The organism is Desulfovibrio piger, from assembly GCF_900116045.1.
In the GTDB taxonomy this organism is placed as follows: Bacteria; Desulfobacterota; Desulfovibrionia; order Desulfovibrionales; family Desulfovibrionaceae; genus Desulfovibrio; species Desulfovibrio piger_A.
Genome location: NZ_LT630450.1, coordinates 1688961 through 1710603 on the forward strand (window position 1 = coordinate 1688961; position 21643 = coordinate 1710603).

17 protein-coding genes are annotated in these 21643 nt (G+C 66.6%); 11 read left to right on the plus strand and 6 right to left on the minus strand.

Going from position 1 to position 21643, the window contains the following annotated elements; all coding sequences use genetic code 11:
* Positions 1 to 49: 49 nt before the first annotated feature.
* Complete coding sequence (gene thiE, locus DESPIGER_RS07770; RefSeq protein WP_072335204.1) at positions 50 to 706, minus strand: thiamine phosphate synthase; 657 nt, start codon at positions 704 to 706, stop codon at positions 50 to 52.
* Between the two features lie 37 nt (positions 707 to 743).
* Positions 744 to 1721, minus strand: coding sequence for a DUF362 domain-containing protein (locus DESPIGER_RS07775; RefSeq protein ID WP_072337638.1), 978 nt, complete (start codon positions 1719 to 1721; stop codon positions 744 to 746).
* A 196-nt stretch (positions 1722 to 1917) separates the two neighbouring features.
* Here DESPIGER_RS07775 and DESPIGER_RS07780 point away from each other — a divergent pair, with 196 nt between their 5' ends.
* The 7 genes from DESPIGER_RS07780 (at position 1918) to DESPIGER_RS07810 (ending at position 9753) form a co-directional block, all read left to right on the plus strand.
* A complete protein-coding gene (locus tag DESPIGER_RS07780; protein ID WP_072335207.1) occupies positions 1918 to 4587 on the plus strand; it encodes a mechanosensitive ion channel family protein in 2670 nt (889 codons plus the stop codon).
* Positions 4588 to 4639: 52 nt separating this feature from the next.
* Positions 4640 to 4987, plus strand: coding sequence for a cupin domain-containing protein (locus DESPIGER_RS07785; protein ID WP_072335225.1), 348 nt, complete (start codon positions 4640 to 4642; stop codon positions 4985 to 4987).
* A 197-nt stretch (positions 4988 to 5184) separates the two neighbouring features.
* Positions 5185 to 5517, plus strand: coding sequence for a WG repeat-containing protein (locus DESPIGER_RS07790; RefSeq protein ID WP_072335228.1), 333 nt, complete (start codon positions 5185 to 5187; stop codon positions 5515 to 5517).
* Positions 5518 to 5886: 369 nt separating this feature from the next.
* Entirely contained in the window at positions 5887 to 6378 is a 492-nt protein-coding gene (locus tag DESPIGER_RS07795; RefSeq protein ID WP_419865635.1) for a cupin domain-containing protein, read from the plus strand.
* Positions 6379 to 6428: 50 nt separating this feature from the next.
* Positions 6429 to 7427, plus strand: coding sequence for a DUF6282 family protein (locus DESPIGER_RS07800; RefSeq protein ID WP_072335231.1), 999 nt, complete (start codon positions 6429 to 6431; stop codon positions 7425 to 7427).
* A 55-nt stretch (positions 7428 to 7482) separates the two neighbouring features.
* Positions 7483 to 8658, plus strand: coding sequence for an aldo/keto reductase (locus tag DESPIGER_RS07805; RefSeq protein ID WP_072335234.1), 1176 nt, complete (start codon positions 7483 to 7485; stop codon positions 8656 to 8658).
* 45 nt (positions 8659 to 8703) lie between these two features.
* A complete protein-coding gene (locus DESPIGER_RS07810) occupies positions 8704 to 9753 on the plus strand; it encodes a zinc-dependent alcohol dehydrogenase (protein ID WP_173783292.1) in 1050 nt (349 codons plus the stop codon).
* A 68-nt stretch (positions 9754 to 9821) separates the two neighbouring features.
* Here DESPIGER_RS07810 and DESPIGER_RS07815 read toward each other — a convergent pair whose 3' ends face one another.
* The 4 genes from DESPIGER_RS07815 to DESPIGER_RS07830 form a co-directional block, all read right to left on the minus strand.
* On the minus strand, positions 9822 to 10730 hold the full coding sequence (locus DESPIGER_RS07815; protein WP_072335237.1) for an AraC family transcriptional regulator: 909 nt from the start codon (positions 10728 to 10730) through the stop codon (positions 9822 to 9824).
* A 176-nt stretch (positions 10731 to 10906) separates the two neighbouring features.
* Positions 10907 to 12703 (minus strand): NFACT RNA binding domain-containing protein, encoded by a 1797-nt coding sequence (locus DESPIGER_RS07820; RefSeq protein WP_072335240.1) that lies wholly within the window; start codon positions 12701 to 12703, stop codon positions 10907 to 10909.
* Positions 12704 to 12832: 129 nt separating this feature from the next.
* Entirely contained in the window at positions 12833 to 13195 is a 363-nt protein-coding gene (gene dksA / locus DESPIGER_RS07825; protein ID WP_072335242.1) for an RNA polymerase-binding protein DksA, read from the minus strand.
* Positions 13196 to 13303: 108 nt separating this feature from the next.
* Complete coding sequence (locus DESPIGER_RS07830; protein WP_156831661.1) at positions 13304 to 14452, minus strand: tRNA(5-methylaminomethyl-2-thiouridylate) methyltransferase; 1149 nt, start codon at positions 14450 to 14452, stop codon at positions 13304 to 13306.
* Positions 14453 to 15066: 614 nt separating this feature from the next.
* Here DESPIGER_RS07830 and recA point away from each other — a divergent pair.
* The 4 genes from recA to hemB all read left to right on the plus strand — a co-directional run bounded on the left by recA (position 15067) and on the right by hemB (position 21626).
* Positions 15067 to 16149, plus strand: coding sequence for a recombinase RecA (gene recA / locus DESPIGER_RS07835; RefSeq protein WP_072335245.1), 1083 nt, complete (start codon positions 15067 to 15069; stop codon positions 16147 to 16149).
* 72 nt (positions 16150 to 16221) lie between these two features.
* Positions 16222 to 18891 (plus strand): alanine--tRNA ligase, encoded by a 2670-nt coding sequence (alaS, locus tag DESPIGER_RS07840; protein ID WP_072335248.1) that lies wholly within the window; start codon positions 16222 to 16224, stop codon positions 18889 to 18891.
* Positions 18892 to 19147: 256 nt separating this feature from the next.
* Positions 19148 to 20329 carry a 12,18-didecarboxysiroheme deacetylase gene (gene ahbC / locus DESPIGER_RS07845; RefSeq protein WP_072335251.1) on the plus strand — a complete coding sequence of 394 codons (1182 nt, stop codon included), beginning with the start codon at positions 19148 to 19150 and terminating at the stop codon, positions 20327 to 20329.
* A 307-nt stretch (positions 20330 to 20636) separates the two neighbouring features.
* Entirely contained in the window at positions 20637 to 21626 is a 990-nt protein-coding gene (hemB, locus tag DESPIGER_RS07850; RefSeq protein WP_072335254.1) for a porphobilinogen synthase, read from the plus strand.
* The last annotated feature ends 17 nt before the right edge of the window (positions 21627 to 21643 follow it).

The window sequence follows — 21643 nt, forward strand, 5'->3', positions numbered from 1 at the left end:
TGAGGGGCGGGGGCCCCTCTCGCGCCAGACGAGGGGTCCCCCCCGTCCCTCAAGAGATCATATCCTCCATCCCCTGATGCATGGCGGCGCGCACGGCCCGCACCCTGGCGGCGATGTCGGGGGCGCCCACCAGTTCGGAGACCAGGGCGCAGCAGCGGGCCCCGTGCCGGGCCACGTCAGCGATGTTGTGTTCCTTGATGCCGCCGATGGCCACGAAGGGGATGCTGATGTGGGCGGCCACCCAGTCCAGGTACTCGAAGCCCACCGGGGCCACCACGTCTTCCTTGGTCCTGGTGGCGAAGATGGGCCCCACGCCGATGTAGTCGGCGCCCACGGCCACGGCGGCCCTGGCCTGTTCCGGGCTGTGGGTGGACAGGCCGATGCACATCTTGGGGCCCACCAGCTGGCGCACCGCGGGCAGCGGAAAATCTTCCTGCCCGATGTGCACGCCGTCGGCTTCGGCCAGGATGGCAAGGTCCACATGGTCGTCCACGATGAAGCAGGCCCCGGCCTCACGGGTCAGACGGCGCATCAGGCGGCATTCTTCCAGCATCTCGCCGGATTTCATGTGTTTTTCACGATACTGGATGATCTTGACCCCGGCGCCCAGCAGGGCGGAGACCACGGTCTCCAGCGTGCGGCCGCAGGAAAGGCGGGCATCGGTCAGGGCATAGATGTCTGTCTGGCCCGGCAGGATCACAGGCATGGTCAACTCCTCGCTCCCCGCGGGGGAGCAGCTTTCATTACTTCCGGCGCGCCAGCCACAGGCGGCGCAGACAACTCTTGAACAGGCGCCAGGGCCGGAACGAGGTATGCATCAGCTCGTCCGGCACGATGAAGCCCGTCCCGTCGAAATCTTCGGGCCGGGCCAGCACATAGTCGGGCCGCCAGCCCGCACGGCGGCACCCCGCGGCTTCGCGACGCTCCAGGGCCGCGCCCAGGGGCGTGCCGGACAGGGGCAGGCCCAGCACCGCGCACAGGGCCTCGTCCAGGGCCACGGCCGAGGGGCTGGCCCCCAGCAGGCCCAGGGGGAAGGGCCGCCCCCTGCTGGGGCCCGTCACATGCATGGCGGTCAGACCGTCGGCCACGGCGGCCACCGGCGGCAGACCGGCCCAGAGGGCGGCGATGCAGTCGGCGAAAAAGTCGGGATCCTGCCCCTGCCGCGTATGGATGAGGGCCTTGCGCAGGCCGCAGACGCAGCCGAACAGGTTCTTGACCGCCAGGGTCAGGCGCATCTGGGAATGGGCCTTGACCCGGGGCAGGGAAAAGATGACGTCGCTTTCCAGCGCGGCCCGGGCCACCCCGAAGACCACAGGCCCGCCCCGGCGCAGGGGCAGCTCCAGGGGGCGGGGAGCGGACAGGGCTTCCACCCGCAGGCCCAGCGGCCGCAGGGCCTCTGCCAGTCCCGTCTGCCGGGCCACGGCCGTGGCCGTGCCGAAACCGGGCGAATCCCCCACCCGCACGCGGGCCCCCTGATCCAGCAGCCAGCGGCAGACGGCGGCCACCACCACGGGGCTGGTGCAGGCCAGGGGCGTGGCTGTCAGCAGATTGGGCTTGACCAGCACATGGGCCGAACGCAGGGAAAAGGACGAGGCCAGGCCCGCCCGGTCAAGGAGGCGGGGCAGGGCCTGCGCCACGGCGCTGCGGTCGTCGGGAGCAAGGCGTTGCAGGGCGACGGGCACCCCGGGGGCGGAGGCCGGGACAACGGGGGAGGAGGACATGCTCTGGCACATGCGTCCACTATGCCGGGCACGGCAGGGCTTGTAAAGGCGGCCCCTGGCCGCCCCCGGGCGGGAAGACCGCGCTGTTTACAGGAGAGGGCTCTTTTCAAGCGTCACATCTTGCGCTATTGCTGGCTTTCCAATGCAACGACGCCCCTGTCCCCTCGCGGCCGGGGGCTCTTCCCTGAGGTGGACCATGTATCGCTGTCTGCTCCGTTCCCTGCCTGTCCTCATGCTGCTGGCCGTCTTCAGCCTCGCGCCCGTTCCCTCCGGGGACGCCTGCCGGGGGACGGCCCCCCTCCTGGGCCCGGCCTGCGCCCTGGCCGACGCGACGCCCCAGAAAAACGACGACAAGGCCGATGCCAGGAAGACTGACAAGGCCCAGGACAAGAAAGCCGCTTCCGGCGTCCCCGCCGAGGCCGACGCGGCGCCCACGGTGGACCCGCTGGAAAACATCTGGGCCGGCCAGAAAGACATGCTGGACGACATCAACAGCAGCACGCGCGGCCTGGTGCGCGACATCAACAAGCAGGCGGAGACCATGTCCAAGCAGGCACGGCCCATCACCGAAGAGGCCCGTCGCCTGCTCCTGCTCATCAACACGTTCAAGAACTGGCCCAACCCGCTGGAGGCCCTGGACCGCCGCATCTCCTTCACGGTGCAGCAGATGCAGCAGGTCATCGACCCCGTGCTGCTGGCCCGCAACAGCGTCAATTCCCTGCTGGAGCGCGTCAACCACCTGGCCGAGAGCCTGCCCGAGGCCAAGGACCTGCCCCCCAACGCCGAGATCCGCGACTACTCGCGTCAGGTCACCAAGGCCCAGAAAAGCCTGGAAGAGGTCATCAAGCGCTATGATTCCGTGCTCTCGCCCACCCAGGACATGATGGCCGACCTGAAAAAGGCGCAAAAGGACATCGCCACCATGCTGCCCCAGCTGTGGCGGGACTACTACCTGCAGGGCCCGGTGCCCTATCTCAGCCTCGAGACCTGGGAGACCGTGCCCAAACGCCTGCAGTATGTCTGGCAGGGCATCCAGCTGCGCCTGCCCGTGGAGATCCCCGTCAGCGCCGACGACTGGCATACGGCCGGCCTGCGCTTCACCATCTGCCTCCTGCTGGTGCTGTTCACCGGCATGGTGCTCTACCGCCGCTGGCGCAATGCCGAGACCCACGGCGAGGTGGGCCGCCACATGTTCCATGTGAGCCTGCCCTGGATAGGCCTGGGCCTGTCCCTGCTGGCCTCGTCGCTGTCCGCTCACGGCGATGTGTTCCGCTGTTTCCTGGCCCTGGGCAACCTGAGCATCATCATCGGCGAGGTCTTCCTGGCCTGGGACCTGCGCCGTTTGCAGCACCCGGACAAGGCCGCCGTCAACAACCCCCTGTGGCAGCTCATCCCACTGACCCTGCTTTCCTACATCCTGATCTATCTGCCCCTGCCGCCGGTGGTGACCCTCATCGCCTGGGTGGTGCTCATGCTCCTGCACCGCCTGTGGCGGGCCAGGAGCCACAGCCTGAAGGCCAGCACCCAGCTCGAGTCCACCATCCTGTCGGGCAGCGCCTTCATCTTCTGGGTGACCCTGGTGCTGGCCATCATGGGCCTGCACATCTTCAGCATGGGCCTGTACCTGTTCTACGTCTCCTGCTCGCTGGCCCTGCAGATCAGCGTGGCCAGCATGTCGGCCATCAACCGCTATAACGACCAGCTGCCCGACGAGGGCGGCTCGGCGGCCTTCTCCAGCCTCATGCTGGCCCTGGCCGCGCCGGTCATCCTGCTGCTGGCCATCGGCGGCATGTCCCTGTGGGTCTGCACCCTGCCCGGCGGCCTTTCCCTGCTGCAGGATTTCGTGCTCCAGGGCGTCAACGTGGGCGAGACGCGCTTCAACATGGTGCAGGTGCTGCTCATCATCAGCGTCTTCTTCCTGACCCGTACCGCCGTGCGCATGGGCACGCTCTTCCTTTCCCGCATGCCCAGCCGCGGCCTGCGCATCGACCCCACGCTCATCCAGCCCCTGCAGACGGCCTTTACCTACGCCCTGTGGGCCTTCTTCGGCCTGTTCACCCTGCGCTCGCTGGGCATGGAGCTGAGCAACCTGGCCATGGTCGCCGGTGGTCTGTCCGTCGGTATCGGTTTCGGCATGCAGACCATCATCAACAACTTCCTCTCCGGCCTGATTCTCATCTTCAGCCGCACCATGCAGGTGGGCGACGTGGTGGAAGTGGGCACCACCACCGGCCGCGTGCGCAAGATCAGCGTGCGCGCCACCATCGTGGAGACCTATGACAACGCCGTCATCTATGTGCCCAACTCCGAATTCGTGTCCACACGCCTCATCAACTGGACGCGCAACAGCCGCACGGTGCGCCGTGATGTGGTGGTGGGCGTGGCCTACGGCAGCGACACCGGCCTGGTCATGAAGCTGCTGGCCTCCGTGGCCAACAGCCACAGCGATATCCTCAAATATCCCGCGCCGGTGGTGCTGTTCTCCAACTTCGGCGCCAGCACCCTGGACTTCACCCTGCGTTTCTGGGTGCGGGACTACGATGTCAGCGTCAAGACGGCCTCGGAGCTGCTGTTCGAGATCGACCAGCTGTTCCGCAAGAACAACATCGAAATCGCCTTCCCGCAGATGGACGTGCACATCAGGGACATGCCGCCCCGTGCCAAGAGCCCGCGTGACATGGCCACGCGCCCCACGGCGGCCCTGCCCGACGCGCCCGCCGACCGTCGCGCCGCGCGCGGCAGCGCCCGGCCCCAGCGTCCCCTGCGCAACCGCAAGCCCCGCCCCGGCGGCAAGCTGCAGCCCCGGCCCCGGCCTGCCGCCGATGACGATATCCCCGCGGAAGAAGACCGCCAGCTGACGGCCTGAACCGTGCGCCCATGACGGGGCACAGGCCCCGTCCAACCCCCAGGAGGGAACCATGATCCGCCGCAAGGAAGACCACATCCGCTTCGACAGACAGATCGCCGGAGGCCCGGGCCTGATCCATGCCACCCAGCTCCTCAACGAAGGCGAGTTCCACGACAAGGGGCGCCTGTTCAACATTGTGCGCCTCGGGCCCGGCGAGGCCGTGGGCCGTCACCAGCATGTGGGCGACATGGAGGTCTACCACATCCTCAAGGGCCAGTGCCGTTACGACGACAACGGCACCGAAGTCATGCTCCAGGCCGGGGACACGGCCGTCTGTCCCGACGGCGAATGGCATGCCGTCCATAACGACGGCCCCGGCGACATGGAGATGGTCTGCCTGATCCTGTTCACCAGATAAGGCGGCCGGAGACGCCCTTCTTTCCACCATCCAGCAAAAAAGCCACCCGCAAGGGTGGCTTTTCCATACCGTTCGCCCGGGGGCACGGCCTCTGCCGCGAAGGCGCCCCCGGCGCACGGCCTGTCATCCCATCGCCATCACGGGCCGCCTCCGGCACCGCCCTCCCCGGTTCTCCCCGGCAAGACCATCGAGGTACCATGAAGACCGCCTGCCCTTCCCTGCTGCTGGCCCTGCTGCTGTGCGGCTGCGCCCCCTCTGTCGTCCCCTTCCGCTACGACAACGGCCCCGACTACGTCCGCGAAGGCCTGTACCGCATCGTGGATGGTCGGGGCCGCATGGGCTACGCGGACGAAAAGGGCCGGGTGGTGATCGCGCCCCGCTTCGCCTTTGCCCACCCCTTTGAAGGCGGCAGGGCGAAAGTCACGGACACGGGGCAGCGCCAGGAAGTCCCGGGCTCCGGCGGCGAGCACTGGTACTGGAAAAGCGATGCCTGGTACGTCATCGACAAGACGGGCCGGAAGCTGGACTGAGCGTATCCTCCGCTGCTCCCGCCCTCGGTTGCCCCCTGTCCCCCTTCGGCGCCCCAGGCCGCGCCTCCGGCATGCCCGTCTTCCTTTTCCCCGTTCCATTCAAGCGCCACGGCCAGCCTTTTCCTGCCGCCTTCTTTCCGGCGTACCGGTCCCCATCCTCTTCTTACCTGCCGGGTTCCCCGGGTCTGCTGCATGGTCCGGCACTCTGTGAGGATTACCCTCTACCATCCTCGTGCCCTTACCCTGCGGGACGTTCCGTCTGCCCCGATTTGCTGCAACAATCAGGCAAAAAAATGCGCGCATCGTAGCTGGCTCCAGTCCTCCAGCCCGGATAGCATGGGCACATACGTTCTCATCAGGAGGTACACTATGCGACACATGAGGTCCCTGGTCCTGTTTTTGACCCTCATGGCCGTCCCTTTTGGCGCTGCGTCTGCAGATACCGGCAAGGATGACGGACAAAAAATCATCCGCAACGGCGAGCAGGCCTCCATTAAAGGGCCTGCGAGTTGCTTCACCGGCAATGTGCGGATCGATCCCCTCTATCCGGCAAACAACGCCATGCGTTCCAGCGGCGGCAGCGTGACCTTCGAGCCCGGCGCCCGCTCCAACTGGCACGTCCATCCCGTAGGACAAGTCCTCATCGTGACGGCCGGACTCGGCCTCACCCAGGAATGGGGCAAGCCCGTTCAGATCATCCGGCCAGGCGATGTGGTCATCTGTCCTGTGGGGGTCAAGCACTGGCACGGAGCGGCTCCAAACAGTTCCATGACCCACATATCCATCTGCGAGGAAAAGGAACCTGGCAAGGTCGTACAATGGCTGGAGCCAGTCACCGACGCCCAATATGATGCCCGCTGACGAGCGAAAGCCGTGACCATCCGCCCGTCACGGCCACAAGGAGAAATGCCATGTCCGCATGGACACGCAGGGACTTCATCAGGAGCACGGGGCTGGCCGGAGGCGCCGCCTTCATGACGGGAGCCGCGATGCTGCACGCATCGCCGTCCGAAGGGACGCGCATGCCAGAGGCATTGCTGCAGGGCGTCTGCGACCTGCATGTCCACGCCGCCCCGGACGTCAAACCCAGATCCGTCGATGAACTGGGCCTCGTCCGCGAGGCCCGGCAGGCCGGATATCGGGCTCTGATGTTCAAGTCCAATGAATGGAGCTGTCATGACAGAGCCTGGCTGATCCGTCAGATATTCCCTGACTTTCACTGTTTCGGCAGCCTGTGCATGAACCATTGTTACGGCGACCGCGTCAATCCCCATGCCGCCGCTATGGCGGTGAAGACCACGGGCGGCCTCTGCAAATGCATCTGGATGCCCACCCAGGCGGCGGCCTGGCAGCACGCGCACGACAAACTGCCCGGCAAAGGCATCCCCGTATTGAGCGATACGGGCCGCGTCCTGCCTGAAGTCATCAGGGTGATGGAGGTCTGCGCCGAGGCGGACATCATCTTCGCCACCGGCCACAGCTCGCCGGAGGAGAGCCTCGTGCTGGCAGGCATGGCCCGGGACGTGGGGGTGCGCAAGTTTGTGGTGACCCACGCCAATTCCCACATCTGGCGACTGAGCCGGGCCCAGGTCATGCGGGTGGCAGAACTCGGTGGTTACCTTGAATACAGCTACATCACCAATCTCTGGGGGCCGGGTACAGGCCTGCCCGCGTTCGCACGCATGAGCGATACGGACTTCGTCACCTATGCCCGGCTGATCCCGGAACGCAGCTTCATCACCACCGATCTGGGCCAGCCCGGCATGCCGCATCCACTGGAAGGGATGCGCCGCTGCGTCCGCACTCTGCTGCGGGCCGGCATGTCCCGGCAGGACATTGATCTGCTGATCAGGAAAAATCCCGCGACCCTCATGGGTCTGGACAATGATGATGACCGTCGCTCCTCATGACGCCGACGGTACAGCGGCCGAACGTTATCCGGCCGGAAACAGGAGTATGACGAGCATGAAAGACAGCTCTCCCCACTATGTAGCAGGACGCCGCGATATCCTGCGGGGTGCGGCCCTGCTGGCGGCCGCGCCCCTGCTGGCGGGCGGCCTGCCGGATATGGCCCGGGCGGACGGCAAGCAGAAGGCGATGCCCGGCAAGAACGATGCCCTTGACCTGCCCCTTATGACACATCTGCGTACCCTGGGTACCGGCAAGGCCGCCATGACCATCTCGGCCCTGGGTTTTGGCGTCATGGGCGCCACATACAATCGCGGCATTGCCCCGGACAAAAAATCCCTCATCCGCCTACTGCACCAGGCCGTGGAGCACGGTATCACCCTGTTCGACACGGCCCAGGTATACGGCCCCTTGACCAATGAAAAACTGGTCGGAGAGGCGCTCTCCCCCTACAAAGGCCGGATAGCCATCAGCACCAAGTTCGGACACCGCATCATCGACGGCGTCTATCAAGACGGACAGCTGGACAGCACTCCGGCCACCATCCGCCGCGTGGCCGAAGAATCCCTCAAGCGCCTGCGTGTGGAGGCCATCGATCTCTTCTATCAGCACAGATTCGACCCCGCCGTACCTATTGAGGATGTGGCCGGTACCGTGGGCGACCTCATCCGTGAAGGCAAGGTCAAACACTTCGGCCTCTGTGAAGTGGGTCCGGGAACCATCCGCCGTGCCCATGCCGTGCAGCCCGTCACGGCCGTGCAGAGCGAGTACCATCTCATGTGGCGGGAGCCGGAGCGGTCCATCTTCCCTGTTCTGGTGGAGCTGGGCATCGGCTTCGTACCCTACAGTCCGCTCAACCGCGGTTTTCTGGGCGGCGACATGACGGGATACACACGCTTCGACTCCGGCAACGACAACCGCGCCAGCCTGCCCCGCTTCACGCCCGAAGCCCTGCGCCACAATCTGCAGATCGTGGAACGGCTCCACCGCTTCGGCCGTCCGCGTGGCATTACCGGTGCCCAGGCCGCCCTCGGCTGGCTGCTGCACAAGGCCGACTGGATCGTGCCTATCCCCGGCACAACAAAGCTCTCGCATCTGGAAGAAAACATCCGGGCGGCCTCGCTGGCGGTGTCCCCAGAGGAATGGCAGGAACTGGAAGCCGCCATCGCCGCCGTGGAGATCATGGGGGACCGTTACCCGGCGGACCAGCAAAAGCAGGTCCAAAGCAGCTAGACAGAAGGGACGGGCGCATGCGTCCGTCCCCCGCAAGGAGGAATCATGGCACAGGAAATGATGCGGGCCGCCGTACTGAGCGGGCCGCGACGCATTGAGCTGAAGGACGTCCCCGTTCCGCCGGTGACACCCGGTACGTTGAAAATACGGGTCAGCACCTGCGGCGTCTGTGGCAGCGACATCCACATGTGGCAGGCGGGCAGGGGCTGGAGCCCCACACCACTGGAGGACTTCCATATGGGCCACGAGTTCTGCGGCGTCGTGGTGGACAGCGGCGACACGGACTTCCGTATCGGCGAACGCGTGACTTTCTGGGCCAACCTCTACTGCGGCAAGTGCGATATGTGCCGCAGCGGGCAGGAGCATCTCTGCCGGGAAGTCAACGGCGCCAGGTACACGGGCTTCGTCTGTAACGGCGGCTATGCGGAATATTTCGTGGGCAGAGCCATGAATGCATATCGTCTTCCCGACGGGGTTTCGGATGTGGCCGCTGCGCTCATCGATCCCCTGATGGTGGCCTATCACGCTGTCCGGCGCTCAGGACTGCGTCTGCACGACCGGGTACTGGTGGTGGGGAGCGGCATCATAGCCCAGCTCATCGGCGGACTGGCCAAACGAGCCGGGGCCTCTCTGCTGGCCATGTCCCGCATTGACGACCGCCAGCTGGCCAGAGCACGTGAGATAGGGGACTTCGATCTCTATTTCGATGGCACGGCCCCGGACAGGGCGCAACTCATGCGGGAGGCCTCTCATGGCGGCTTCGACGTGGTCTTCGAGGCCGTGGGCTCGGCGGATGCCCTGTCCACCTGTCTGGATGGTGTCCGCCCCGGTGGTGAAGTGGTCCTGATAGGCAATTCCGTAACGCCCACCATCCCTTTTTCCCTGAACAGCGTCGTGCTGCATGAACTACGGCTTACCGGCAGCGTCTCCTGCACGCGGCGGGAATTCGCCGAAGCCATCGATCTCATCGACTCGGGCCTTATCAATCCCGAACGGTATGTTACCGCTGTCCTGCCCCTGGATCATCTCCAGGCTGCCTTCGAGGCCCAGGTATCGCCCAAAGGGAACGTTCTGAAAACTGTCGTCCAGCCTTAAGATCGTTTGAATACCGGCAGCCCGGTCCGCCCCCCGCAGACCGGGCTGCCGGTCGCCTGGACGCTCTCCTATCCCGCTGGTATGCGGCGGCGCTTCATGTCGCGTAACGGCGGCTCACCAAAGATGCGTTTATATTCGCGGTTGAACTGGCTCACGCTTTCGTAGCCCACACTGAGGGCGGCGCTGGAAACACGCGCGTCCTCCACCAGCATCAGGCGCTGCGCCTCGTAGAGACGTAGCTGTTTCTGGTACTGCAACGGGCTGAGGCCTGTGATCTGCTTGAAATGGCGGTGCAGGTTGGCTGTGGACATGTTGACCTGCCGGGCCAATGCCTCGACACGCAGCGGCGCCCGAAAATTGTCCCGAATCCAGTCAATGGCCCGGACGACCTGGCCGTTCTGTGTGCCCGAGGTATTGAGCTGGCGCAGCAGCGGCCCGTGGGAACTGAGCAGCAAAAGATAGTGCAGCTCCCGCAGCATCATGGGCGCGCGCACGCTGATTTGTCCAGGCTTATCCAGCAGGCCCAGCAAACGGTTGAACATCTCCAGGATGTCCGCATCGGTGCCAGCCACGGATACGGCATTGGCCCCCTCCGGCATGGGGGGCAGATCAGACCGCATCTCCGCCACCAGCGATGCTATCATGGCCTTGTTCAGATAGAGGTAGATAAACAGGAAAGGTCTGTCCGGCGAGAGGTCCGTCACATAGGAGATGATGGGCATATCCACGGCGACCACGACACTTTGACCATCGCCATAGGTGTAATCACGCCCTCCCATGAAAGAATGTTTTGTGCCCTGGACCACCAGGCCCACCAGCGGGCGCTCAAAGCATTTCTCCGCTTTGCCGCTCTCCTCCCGCAAGACGAGATTGAGACCTTCGATGGCCGTAGGATGGATCCCGGGCCCCGGCAAATGGCACCGCAGTCGCTCCAGGAGCTCCTCGCGCAGCCGGATCATGCGGATGGGGTCTGTCATGGAGATAACCTCCGTTGGGGTATGGGGGATCAGGGTGAGCGGTATCCCGCTGCCTGCCCCCCAGGACAGCAGGCATCCCTGGTGCCCTCCATATGAACGCCATCTGCAGTGATACACAAGCTGCAGGACAAAGTCTTCCCCCCAAAGGTCCTGGGGCCCCTTCCTCCCGGTAGCTGTCAGCGGCGCAAAGCATCCTGTTCCGGCAGCAAACGGGTCTCCAGGCCGGCATCCACCGGCACCTCGCGGCTGTAGAGGATCTTGTCCATGCGCACGGTGCCCGTGCCCGCGCCGCGCATGCTGCGGATGTGGCGCACCTCGGCGTAAAGGATGCGCGCCCGGGCCGCGTCCTTCTGCCAGCTCTTGCAGGCCGCCAGCGCCCCGGCCTGGTCCAGGGTGCGTTCCGGCACTTCCTGCCCGGCATGGGCCCGGCGGATGATGACGTGCGAGCCGGGACCGCCGTCGGCATGCAGCCAGATGTCGTGGGCCGCGGCCAGCTTGCGGGCGGCGATATTGCCCCTGGCGTCACGGCCGCGCAGCAGGGCGAAGCCGTCGTCACTGACGAAGAGCTGCACGTTGCGCGGCAGGGCCGCACCGCGCAGGGCCCCCAGCGCCACGGTGTTCCTGTCGGGCCGCCCGGCCTCTCCGGCGGCAGGCCCGATGCCGCCCAGCAGGGCTTCCTGCCGGGCCGCCTGCACGGTGGCCAGCTCGGCCCGCAGCACCGCGCGCCGTTCCGCCAGATGTTCAAGGCCGCGCCGCCCGCGCCGGGCCGTATGGAACAGGCGTTCCATATTGTCCCGCACGCTGCGCCGCATATCCAGTTTCACGGTCCTGCGCGGCGTGTCCCCGTCCCCTTCCTCCGGCGGCGGCAGCACCAGCTCCGGGGCACGGAAATCCGCAGGCCAGCGCCACAGCCAGGCCTGCAGCAGCAGGCCGTCCTCGCGGGCGGCGCACATGCCCAGCAGGCGCCGCTCCTCCTCGTCCAGCTTGGCCAGCAGCTGTTCCAGCTTGCGCAGACGGCGCGACAGGGGCAGGGCCGCGGCCCCGGCGGCATCGCGCGCGGCCTTCTCCAGCACCAGCTTCTGCCCGGCCTTCTCCACCAGGCCGAGGATGTCTTCCCCCTGCTCCTCATGCCAGCCCCGGGCCAGGGCATCCGGCAGGGGCCAGGCCGCGATGCGGCAGGAGGGGCTGTCGTTCCCGGCCTTCTCCTCCGCCTCTCCGTCCGGCGGCGTGTAGTAGAACACGTCCCCGCCGCCCAGGCGCAGGTCTTCCAGCAGGGCCTGCCGGTCCAGCCCGTCATACAGGGGCAGGGCACGGCGCAGGGCCGGGGTCAGCACCGGCCAGTCCCGCCAGTGCGCCAGGGCCTCTTCCAGCTCGCCGGGCTCCGGCCAGCGCAGGGACTCTTCCTGCGGGCTGCGGCTCACGGGCAAAAAGCGCACCGAGGCCCCTTCGCGCAAGTCCAGCAGCAGCCAGGTGGCCAGGGGCTCCCGTGCCGCGGCATCGCCGCTTTCCGGCGGCATGTCCGCCCTGTCCGGCGGCGTCCCGCTCTCGGGGGAAAGGCCGTCCTCCTCGCCTTCCGCCGGGCTCCAGAGCGGCATCCGGCGGCGCAGGGCCTCCTCGGCCGCGGCCTCCCCGCCCACCAGCAGCCAGAGCTGGCGACGGCTGAAACAGCAGACCGTGGCCAGGATGCGGTGCCCGGCCAGATATTTGCGCAGGCGCATGACCGGGGCCGACGGGGCCCGTCCGGCGGCCAGGCGGCTGCGGGAAAGGAAGAGGAAGGGTTCCTTGCGGGCGGCGCGCAGGCAAAGCTGGCACTTGCGGCTGCCGCCCGTCTGGGCACGGGTCTGGCCGCGCGCGGGCAGATTGATGTTGAAAGCCAGCAGGCCGGGGGCCGGTTCCTGCACTTTTTCCAGCCAGCCGCCGATGATGCGCGGTGCGAGTTCCTCGCAGAAACGGAAAAAAAGATGGGCGTCCATAACTATGCCGGGGTGTCCTTCCCGGCACGACGGCCGGGGCAAGAAAAACAGAAAAACGGGCCGGAGCCCGTTTTTGTGTGAAAGGGTCAAGGGATGCCGCGCTCCGGCGGCACAGGTCAGGGGTGCGTGCTAGTCGCCGCGCAGATGCTCGTCCTCTTCCTGCTTGGCCTTGCAGTTGATGCACAGACGGGTGACCGGACGGGCCTTGAGACGGGGGATGGAGATCTCTTCGCCGCATTCGTCGCAAATACCGTAGGTGCCGTCGTCGATGCGCTGCAACGCGGACTGGATCTTGCGGATCAGACGACGCTCGCGGTCACGGATGCGCAGGGTGAACGCACGGTCGGATTCAGCGGTGGCCCGGTCAGCAGGGTCGGCGAAGACTTCATTGCTGTCCGTGAGCTCTTCGATGGTGGAGTCGCCCTTCTGCTTGGCTTCCTCCAGCATGCTGGTGAGGAGCTTGCGGAAATACTCGATATCCTTCTGGTCCATATAAGCCTCCCAAAACTGGCCCTTAGGCACGATTTTGGCATTGTTGCCCCATAATGAGGAATCGCTCCTCATTACCCGGAAAAAGTCATCTTGTAAAGCGGCACGCGCCTATTCTCCCGCCTCGTCCCCCTGCGGCGGGATGCCGTGCAGGCGCGCTTTCTGCTCGGCACGCAGTTCCTCGCGCGCCGGTTCCCAGGCCGGTTCCTGCCAGATGCCCTCGCGGGAGGGCAGCACCTCGCCCTGCCAGGCGCCGCCCAGCCAGCTGGCCCGCACGCCCACGGGAGCCCCCAGGCGCACGGCCTTGCCGGAATAGGAGGCCATCAGGGCGGCCGCCGCGCGCAGCATCTCTTCCGGCCAGGTACGGCCCCCACAGGCCACGGCCAGCGGGCCGGGGATGTCGGCCAGGTGGATCTTGGCGTCGTCCTTGCCCAGCACCGTGTGCAGGGCCTGGTTGTCGGCGCTGGTGCGGCCGATGGCCAGCCAGTAGTCCCGGCCGTCCTGCCGCGCCCAGAACTGCCGCCCCAGATTGGAGAGCCTGAAGGCCCGCGTGTCGGGCTCGGGCCAGCGGGAGAGCACGGGCCAGTAGCGGCGGGCGTTCTCCTTGTCCGCCAGGCGGCAGCCGCCGCCGGGGGTGGGGATCTCGGGCAGGCGGTACTTTTGGGCCAGCTCCAGCTGGTCCTTGCGGCCGCGCCCGCTGATGCCCAGCAGGCGGGAACGGTCCACGAAGCCTTCCTCCTCGGCGGGAGTGGGCGACAGATGCAGGGCGCTCAGGGGCCGCAGCAGGATGTCCTGCACCCCGGCATCACGACGGATGGCATTAAGCACGTCCCGGCGCTGCGACATGGGGCGCTGCCCCAGGACCTCGCCCGTGGCCAGCAGGCGCGCGCCGATGCTCTCCATGTAGAGGCGGGCATGGCGCAGGAGCAGGATCTTGCAGTCCACGCAGGGGTTCATGACCTTGCCGAAGCCGTGGGCCGGACGGGCGCGCAGCATGGCGCAGAAATCGTCGCTGACGTCCAGGGTGCGGATGTCCAGTCCGTACAGGCGGCTCCAGCGCTCCACGGCGCCGGGATCACCGAAGAAGGGGGAATGGCAGTGCAGGCAGCAGACCCGCAGGCCCTGTTCCTCCAGGACCTTGGCCGCCAGGATGCTGTCCAGGCCGCCGGAAAACAGCACGACCACATCCACCGGCCGCTGGTCAGCATCGACCATGCCGGGCGCGGCGGGGGTCTGGAAATCGGAGGGAGTGTTCATCATGGCCCGCCTTCTACGCGAAAGCGGGGGCAGGAGGCAAGAGCCCGGCCCGGATTTTCGCAGCCGGGGGATAGGATTTTTCGTCCTGTCGCGCCGCTGCGGGCCCCATGCAGGGCAGGGGACGCTCTTGAGGCGCCGCGCGCGTGCCGCATCACGCACCACGGCGCTCCTTTCCCCTCGAATGGGCGCACCGTCTGACGGCGCGGGCCGACGGCGCTGTGCCGTCCGCGCCTGCACGGCACCGGGCACCCGGAGCGGGATACGGGGTGCAGGGAGACGGGACGGCCCGGCCCCACCGTCAGGCGGCCCTTCTGCCCTTGACAATTATTGATATTTATTCCTGAATAGCGCAGGTTTCGTGCGCGCCCGCACAGCGGCCTCCCTGCCGGAGACGTATCCTGTGCCGCCCGGCATGGGGCAGGAGCCCTGAATGGCTGGAGCGATCGTGACGGCCTGGGGCAGCCTGTGGCGCCCGGCATGGGGAGGACCCCGCGCCGCGACGAAGGCGGCATCCCCGCGGCCGGGGGGCCCGTCCCGGGAGGCCTGCCGCCTTCCTTGCCTTGCCGTGCGCGCTTTGCTATACTGTGTTGCTTAAATTTCCTACAGGGAGCGTCTCTATGGCCAAAAAACCGGCCCTTTCTCCTGAAGAAGCCCGCGCCGAAGCCCTGGGCACCGCACTTGCCACCATCGAACGCAAGTACGGCAAAGGCGCGGTCATGAAGCTTTCCGACGAAGCCCATGTCAACATCCCCGTCATCCCCACGGGTTCCATCGGCCTCGACCTGGCCCTGGGCGTGGGCGGCATCCCGCGCGGCCGCATCACGGAGATCTTCGGCCCCGAATCTTCGGGCAAGACCACCCTCACCCTGCACATCATCGCCGAATGCCAGAAAATGGGCGGCACCTGTGCCTTCGTGGACGCCGAACACGCCCTGGACGTGAACTACGCCCGGCATCTGGGCGTCAACACCGACGAGCTGCTCATCTCCCAGCCCGACTACGGCGAGCAGGCCCTGGACATCGCCGACATGCTGGTGCGCTCCGGCGCCGTGGACCTGGTGGTGGTGGACTCCGTGGCCGCCCTCATCCCGCAGGCCGAACTGGAAGGCGACATGGGCGAGAGCCAGGTGGGCGGTCATGCCCGCCTCATGTCCCACGCCATGCGCCGCCTTACCGGCACCATCCACAAGTCGCGCACGTCCGTCATCTTCATCAACCAGATCCGCATGAAGATCGGCGTCACCGGCTACGGCAGCCCCGAGACCACCACCGGCGGCAACGCCCTCAAGTTCTACTCCTCGGTGCGCATGGACATCCGCCGCATCCAGACCCTCAAGGACAAGGAAGAGTCCTTCGGTTCCCGTACCCGCGTGAAGGTGGTCAAGAACAAGGTGGCCCCGCCGTTCCGCAGCGCCACGTTCGACATCCTCTACGGTCAGGGCATCTCCCGCTCGGGCGAGCTCATCGACCTGGGCCTGGAGGCCAAGATCATCGAGCAGAGCGGCTCATGGTTCGCCTTCGGCTCCGAAAAGCTGGGCCAGGGCCGCGAAAAGGTCCGCGCCCTGCTGGACGAGGATCCCGAACTGCGCCGCCAGATCGAAGCCAAGGTGACGGAATTCCTGGGCATGCATCCGCAGGAGTTCACCCCCGGCGAAGAGGATCTGGACGACGGCAGCGCCGCCATGTCCGATCTGGACTAGTTTTGTGTGCAACGCGGCCCTGCGGGGCCGCCCGTTTTTTATCGCCCTTCCGGGCAGCAACATGGAGCCCCTATGCTCACCGCCAAAGAGATTCGTCGCCGTTATCTGGAATTCTTCGCCCGCAACGGGCATGACATCCTGCCCTCCGGGCCCCTGATCCCGCCCAACGACCCCACCCTGCTCTTCACCAACGCGGGCATGGTGCAGTTCAAGAAGTTCTTCCTGGGCGAAGAAGTGCGCGACGTGCCGCGCGTGACCACCTCGCAGAAGTGCCTGCGCGTGTCCGGCAAGCACAACGACCTCGAGAACGTGGGCCGCACCGCGCGCCATCACACCTTCTTCGAGATGCTGGGCAACTTCTCCTTTGGCGACTACTTCAAGCGCGAGGCCATCACCTGGGCCTGGAAGTTCGTGACCGAAGAGCTGGAACTGCCCAAGGACCGCCTGTGGGTGACCGTCTTCCGCGAGGACGACGAGGCCGCCGCCATCTGGCAGGAAGTGGCCGGCCTGCCCGCCGAACGCATCGTGCGCATGGGCGAGAAGGACAACTTCTGGACCATGGGCGACACCGGCCCCTGCGGTCCCTGTTCCGAGATCTACATCGACCAGGGCGAAGACATGGCCTGCGGCCCGGACTGCGGCATCGGCAAATGCGACTGCGACCGCTTCCTGGAGATCTGGAACCTGGTCTTCACCCAGTTCGACCAGCACGCCGACGGCACCCGCGACCGCCTGGCCCGTCCCAACATCGATACCGGCATGGGCCTGGAACGCATCGCCGCCGTCTGCCAGGGCAAGCGCTCCAACTTCGACTGCGACCTGTTCCAGGACATCATCCAGTACGCCGCCGAACTGGCCGGCGTGAAGTACAGCTTCAGCGCGCCCGACACCAACGACGTGGACACGGCCCTGCGCGTCATCGCCGACCACGCCCGCGCCGCCGCCTTCCTCATCGCCGACGGCACCCTGCCCTCCAACGAGAGCCGCGGCTACGTGCTGCGCCGCCTCATCCGCCGCGCCCTGCGCTTCGCCACGCTCATGGGCGTGCACGAGCCCTTCCTGTACAAGGTGGCCCGCAAGGTCACCGAGATCATGGGCGAGGATTACCCCGAACTGACCGAACACGCCGATTTCATCGCCCGCGCCGTGCATGAGGAAGAACAGCGCTTCTCCCTCACCCTGGGCAAGGGCCTGGCCCTGCTGGAAGACCAGCTGGCCGAACTGGAAAAGGCCGGCGACAAGGTCATCCCCGGCGAGTTCTGCTTCAAGCTGTCCGACACCTACGGCTTCCCGCTGGACATCATCACCGACGTGTCCGAAAAGCGCGGCTTCAGCGTGGACGTGGCCGGTTTCGAGGCCCACATGGCCGAACAGCGCCGCCGCGCCCGCGAGAGCCAGAAGAAGTCCGGCCTGCTGGGCCAGGACGGCAGCGGCTCCTCGCTGTTCCAGCAGCTGGCCGACGACGGCCTGCAGAGCGTCTTCACCGGCTACGGCGGCCTGAGCGGCCAGGGCCGCATCGTGGCCCTGCTGGACGAGAGCGGCCTGAGCGTGGAAGAACTGCCCGCCGGCCAGAAGGGCTATGTGGTCACCAACCAGACCCCCTTCTACGGCGAATCCGGCGGCCAGGCCGGTGATACCGGCCGCATGGAAGGCCCCGACGGCGCCGCCCGCGTGCTGGATACCCAGAAGCCCGCGCCCACCCTCATCGTCCACACCATCGAAGTGGAACAGGGCCTGCTGCGCATCGACCAGGAAGTGGCCCTGAGCGTGGAAGAAGACGCCCGCATGGCCACGGCCCGCAACCACAGCTGCACCCACCTGCTGCACGCCGCCCTGCGCTCCGTGCTGGGCACCCATGTGAAGCAGGCCGGTTCGCTGGTCAACAGCCAGCGCCTGCGCTTCGACTTCTCCCACATCGCGGCCCTGACCCCCGAGGAACTGGCCGCCGTGGAACGCCGGGTCAACCGCGCCATCATGGCCGACTACCCCGTCTGCACCAGGGAAATGAAGCATGACGAGGCCGTGGCCAGCGGCGCCATGGCCCTGTTCAACGAAAAATACGGCGACACCGTGCGCGTGGTCAGCATGGGCGACGACGCCCATACCGAATCCGTGGAACTGTGCGGCGGCACCCACCTGGGCCACACCGGCCAGGCGGGCAGCTTCCTCATCGTCTCCGAGAGCGGCGTGGCCGCCGGCGTGCGCCGCATCGAGGCCGTCACCGGCTGGAACGCCTATGACCTGGCCGTGGCCCAGCGTGCCGAGCTGCACGACCTCTCGGCCCTGCTCAAGGCCAAGCCCGGCCAGCTGGCCGAACGCGTGCAGGCCCTGCACAGCGATGTGAAGAAGCTGCGCAAGGCTTCCGAAAAGGCGGCCGCCAGCCCGGCCACCGGCGCCGACCTGGTGCAGAAGGCCACCAAGGTCAACGGCGTGAAGCTGCTCACCGCCAAGCTGGACGGCGTGCCGGTCAAGGCCCTGCGCGACATCATGGACGACGTGCGCTCCCGCATCCCCTCCGGCGTGGCCTGCCTGGCCACGGTGGAAGGCGAGAAGGTGGGCCTGCTGCTCTACGTCTCCAAGGACCTGCACGGCCGCTTCACCGCGCCCGCCCTCATCAAGGACGTGGCCGCGCCCTGCGGCGGCTCCGGCGGCGGCCGTCCCGACCTGGCCCAGGCCGGCGGCACCAGGGCCGACGGCGTGGAGGCCGCCTTCGGCGTGCTGCGCGCCAGGATCGCCGGCTAACTTCGTGACTGCCGGGGAGGGGCCGCCGCTGCGGCGCCTCTCCCCGTTCCGGCCCCGCAGCCACCCTTTTTCCCTCTGCTTCCGGCAGGCCCCCGGCCTTCCGGGCAGACAGGCACCATGAGGGCAGGATGATCCTGTCCCGTCCCCAGACACTCCGGCCGGGCGTTCCTCCGGGCTTCCCCGCGCCATACTCCCCCGCCCCGTGTCCGCTATCCCGGCGGGGCACAAACGGCGACTCGCTGTAAAGGATCGTACGATGATCGGTATTTCCAAACTGTATTGCGGTCAGGTGGAGCCCTCCGACGCCCTGCGTTACGGCCGCCAGTCCGGCAACCTGCCCTCGCACCTGCTCCAGTTCTCCAAGGACAAAAAGCCCGTGGTGGTCTGGAACATGACCAAGCGCTGCAACCTGAAGTGCGTGCACTGCTACGCCCAGGCCGTGCCCGTGGACGGCGCCGACGACATCAGCACCGAACAGGCCAAGGCCATGATCGACGACCTGGCCGCCTACGGCGCGCCGGTCATGCTCTTCTCGGGCGGCGAGCCCCTGGTGCGCAAGGACCTGGTGGAACTGGCCAGCCACGCCACCTCCAGGGGCATGCGCGCCGTCATCTCCACCAACGGCACCCTCATCACCAAGGAAAAGGCCCGTGAACTCAAGGGCGTGGGCCTCTCCTACGTGGGCATCTCCCTGGACGGCATGGAAGAAGTGCACGACCGCTTCCGCGGCGTGCCCGGTGCCTTCCGCAAGGCTCTGGAAGGCGTGGCCAACTGCCAGGCCGAAGGCCTGAAGGTGGGCCTGCGCTTCACCATCAACAAGCGCAACGTGGGCGAGATCCCCGGCATCTTCCGCCTGCTGGCCGACCTGGAAGTGCCCCGCGCCTGTTTCTATCACCTGGTGTACTCGGGCCGCGGCTCCGAGCTCATCAAGGAAGACCTGGACCACGCCGAGACCCGTCAGGTGCTGGACCTCATCATGGACGAGACCCGCGCCCTGTTCGACGCCGGCAAGCCCAAGGAGATCCTCACCGTGGACAACCACGCCGACGGCCCCTATCTGTGGATGCGCATGAAGCGCGAGGATCCCAAGCGCGCCGAGGAAGTCTTCGAGCTTTTGCAGTACAACGAAGGCAACAACTCCGGCCGCGGCATCGGCTGCATCTCCTGGGACGGCAAGGTGCATGCCGACCAGTTCTGGCGCAACCATACCTTCGGCAACGTGCTGGAGCGCCCCTTCTCCCAGATCTGGGACGACCCCAGCATCGAGCTGCTGCACAAGCTCAAGGACAAGAAGGCCCATGTGGGCGGCCGCTGCGCCAAGTGCCGCTTCCTGAACATCTGCGGCGGCAACTTCCGCGCCCGCGCCGAAGCCTACTACGGCGACGAATGGGCCCAGGACCCCGCCTGCTACCTCACTGACGAAGAGATCGGCCTGTAGGCCCCTTTCTCCAGAGACGACGACGCCCCGGCATCCCAGGATGCCGGGGCGTTTTTGCAGCAACATCGCAAAGGCCGGCTGCCGGCCGGCATGCCGGCGATCACAGCCCTGCCCGGCGGCTTTTCCCCTGTGGCGTTTTGCGCTATGGTGGCCTTCACACCGGAAGGTCCCGTCCCCTGTCGCCCGGCGGCATCGGGGCGCAGGCCTTTCCGCGCGCCGGTCCTTCCCGCGGCCCCTCCGGGACGGGGACGGGCCGCCGCCATCCTCCCCAAACACAACCGCGGCATTGCCGCATCGAGGTAGAACCATGTCCCAATCCTTCCATCGCGGCAGACGTTTGCGCTGGACCCCCGAGATCCGCAGCATGGTGCGCGAGACCCCGCCCCTGCTGGCCGAAGACCTCATCATGCCCTACTTTGTGGTGGAGACCGAGGACCAGTCCTTCCGCAAGGAGATCGGCGCCATGCCCGGCCAGTACCAGCTGTCGCTGGCCGAGCTGGAAAAGCAGGTGGAAAAGGCCGTGGATGACGGCCTGCAATCCGTGATCCTTTTCGGCATCCCGGCCGAGAAGGACGAAAAGGCCAGCGGCGCCTATGCCGAGGACGGTATCGTACAGGAAGCCGTGCGCCGCCTCAAGCATCGCTGGCCCTCGCTCTACGTCATCACCGACGTCTGCCTGTGCGAATACATGAGCCACGGCCACTGCGGCATCCTGACCCCCGGCGGCGCGGTGCTCAACGACCCCACCCTGGAACTGCTGGCCAAGACCGCCGTGAGCCATGCCGCCGCCGGTGCCGACATGGTGGCCCCCTCCGACATGATGGACGGCCGCGTGGCCGCCATCCGCCATGCCCTGGACGAATCCGGCCTGGTCATGGTGCCCGTCATGTCCTATGCCGTGAAATACGCCTCGGCCTTCTACGGTCCCTTCCGCGAAGCCGCCGAGTCCGCTCCGGCCTGCGGCGACCGCAAGAGCTACCAGATGGATCCCGCCAATGCCCGCGAAGCCATCATCGAAGCCCTGGCCGACCTGGACGAAGGCGCCGACTGTCTCATCGTCAAGCCCGCCGGCCCCTACATGGACATCATCCGCCAGGTGCGCGACGCCGTGAACGTGCCCCTGTGCGCCTATCAGGTCAGCGGCGAATACAGCATGATCCGCGCCGCCGGTCTCAACGGCTGGATCAACGAAGAAGCCGTGATGATGGAAAGCCTGCTGGGCATGAAGCGCGCCGGTGCCAAGATGCTCATCACCTACTTCACCGAGACCCTGCTCAAGCAAAGGCTGGTGCGCTGATGCATGACGCAAAGCAC

Coding starts and splice junctions, on each gene's coding strand:
- DESPIGER_RS07805 (WP_072335234.1), top strand. CDS start 7,483: ATGAAAGACAGCTCTCCCCACTATGTAGCAGGACGCCGCGATATCCTG.
- DESPIGER_RS07785 (WP_072335225.1), top strand. CDS start 4,640: ATGATCCGCCGCAAGGAAGACCACATCCGCTTCGACAGACAGATCGCC.
- thiE (WP_072335204.1), bottom strand. CDS start 706: ATGCCTGTGATCCTGCCGGGCCAGACAGACATCTATGCCCTGACCGAT.
- hemB (WP_072335254.1), top strand. CDS start 20,637: ATGTCCCAATCCTTCCATCGCGGCAGACGTTTGCGCTGGACCCCCGAG.
- dksA (WP_072335242.1), bottom strand. CDS start 13,195: ATGGACCAGAAGGATATCGAGTATTTCCGCAAGCTCCTCACCAGCATG.
- DESPIGER_RS07780 (WP_072335207.1), top strand. CDS start 1,918: ATGTATCGCTGTCTGCTCCGTTCCCTGCCTGTCCTCATGCTGCTGGCC.
- DESPIGER_RS07775 (WP_072337638.1), bottom strand. CDS start 1,721: ATGTCCTCCTCCCCCGTTGTCCCGGCCTCCGCCCCCGGGGTGCCCGTC.
- DESPIGER_RS07790 (WP_072335228.1), top strand. CDS start 5,185: ATGAAGACCGCCTGCCCTTCCCTGCTGCTGGCCCTGCTGCTGTGCGGC.
- DESPIGER_RS07815 (WP_072335237.1), bottom strand. CDS start 10,730: ATGACAGACCCCATCCGCATGATCCGGCTGCGCGAGGAGCTCCTGGAG.
- DESPIGER_RS07830 (WP_156831661.1), bottom strand. CDS start 14,452: ATGATGAACACTCCCTCCGATTTCCAGACCCCCGCCGCGCCCGGCATG.
- alaS (WP_072335248.1), top strand. CDS start 16,222: ATGCTCACCGCCAAAGAGATTCGTCGCCGTTATCTGGAATTCTTCGCC.
- DESPIGER_RS07795 (WP_419865635.1), top strand. CDS start 5,887: ATGCGACACATGAGGTCCCTGGTCCTGTTTTTGACCCTCATGGCCGTC.
- DESPIGER_RS07800 (WP_072335231.1), top strand. CDS start 6,429: ATGTCCGCATGGACACGCAGGGACTTCATCAGGAGCACGGGGCTGGCC.
- DESPIGER_RS07810 (WP_173783292.1), top strand. CDS start 8,704: ATGGCACAGGAAATGATGCGGGCCGCCGTACTGAGCGGGCCGCGACGC.
- recA (WP_072335245.1), top strand. CDS start 15,067: ATGGCCAAAAAACCGGCCCTTTCTCCTGAAGAAGCCCGCGCCGAAGCC.
- DESPIGER_RS07820 (WP_072335240.1), bottom strand. CDS start 12,703: ATGGACGCCCATCTTTTTTTCCGTTTCTGCGAGGAACTCGCACCGCGC.
- ahbC (WP_072335251.1), top strand. CDS start 19,148: ATGATCGGTATTTCCAAACTGTATTGCGGTCAGGTGGAGCCCTCCGAC.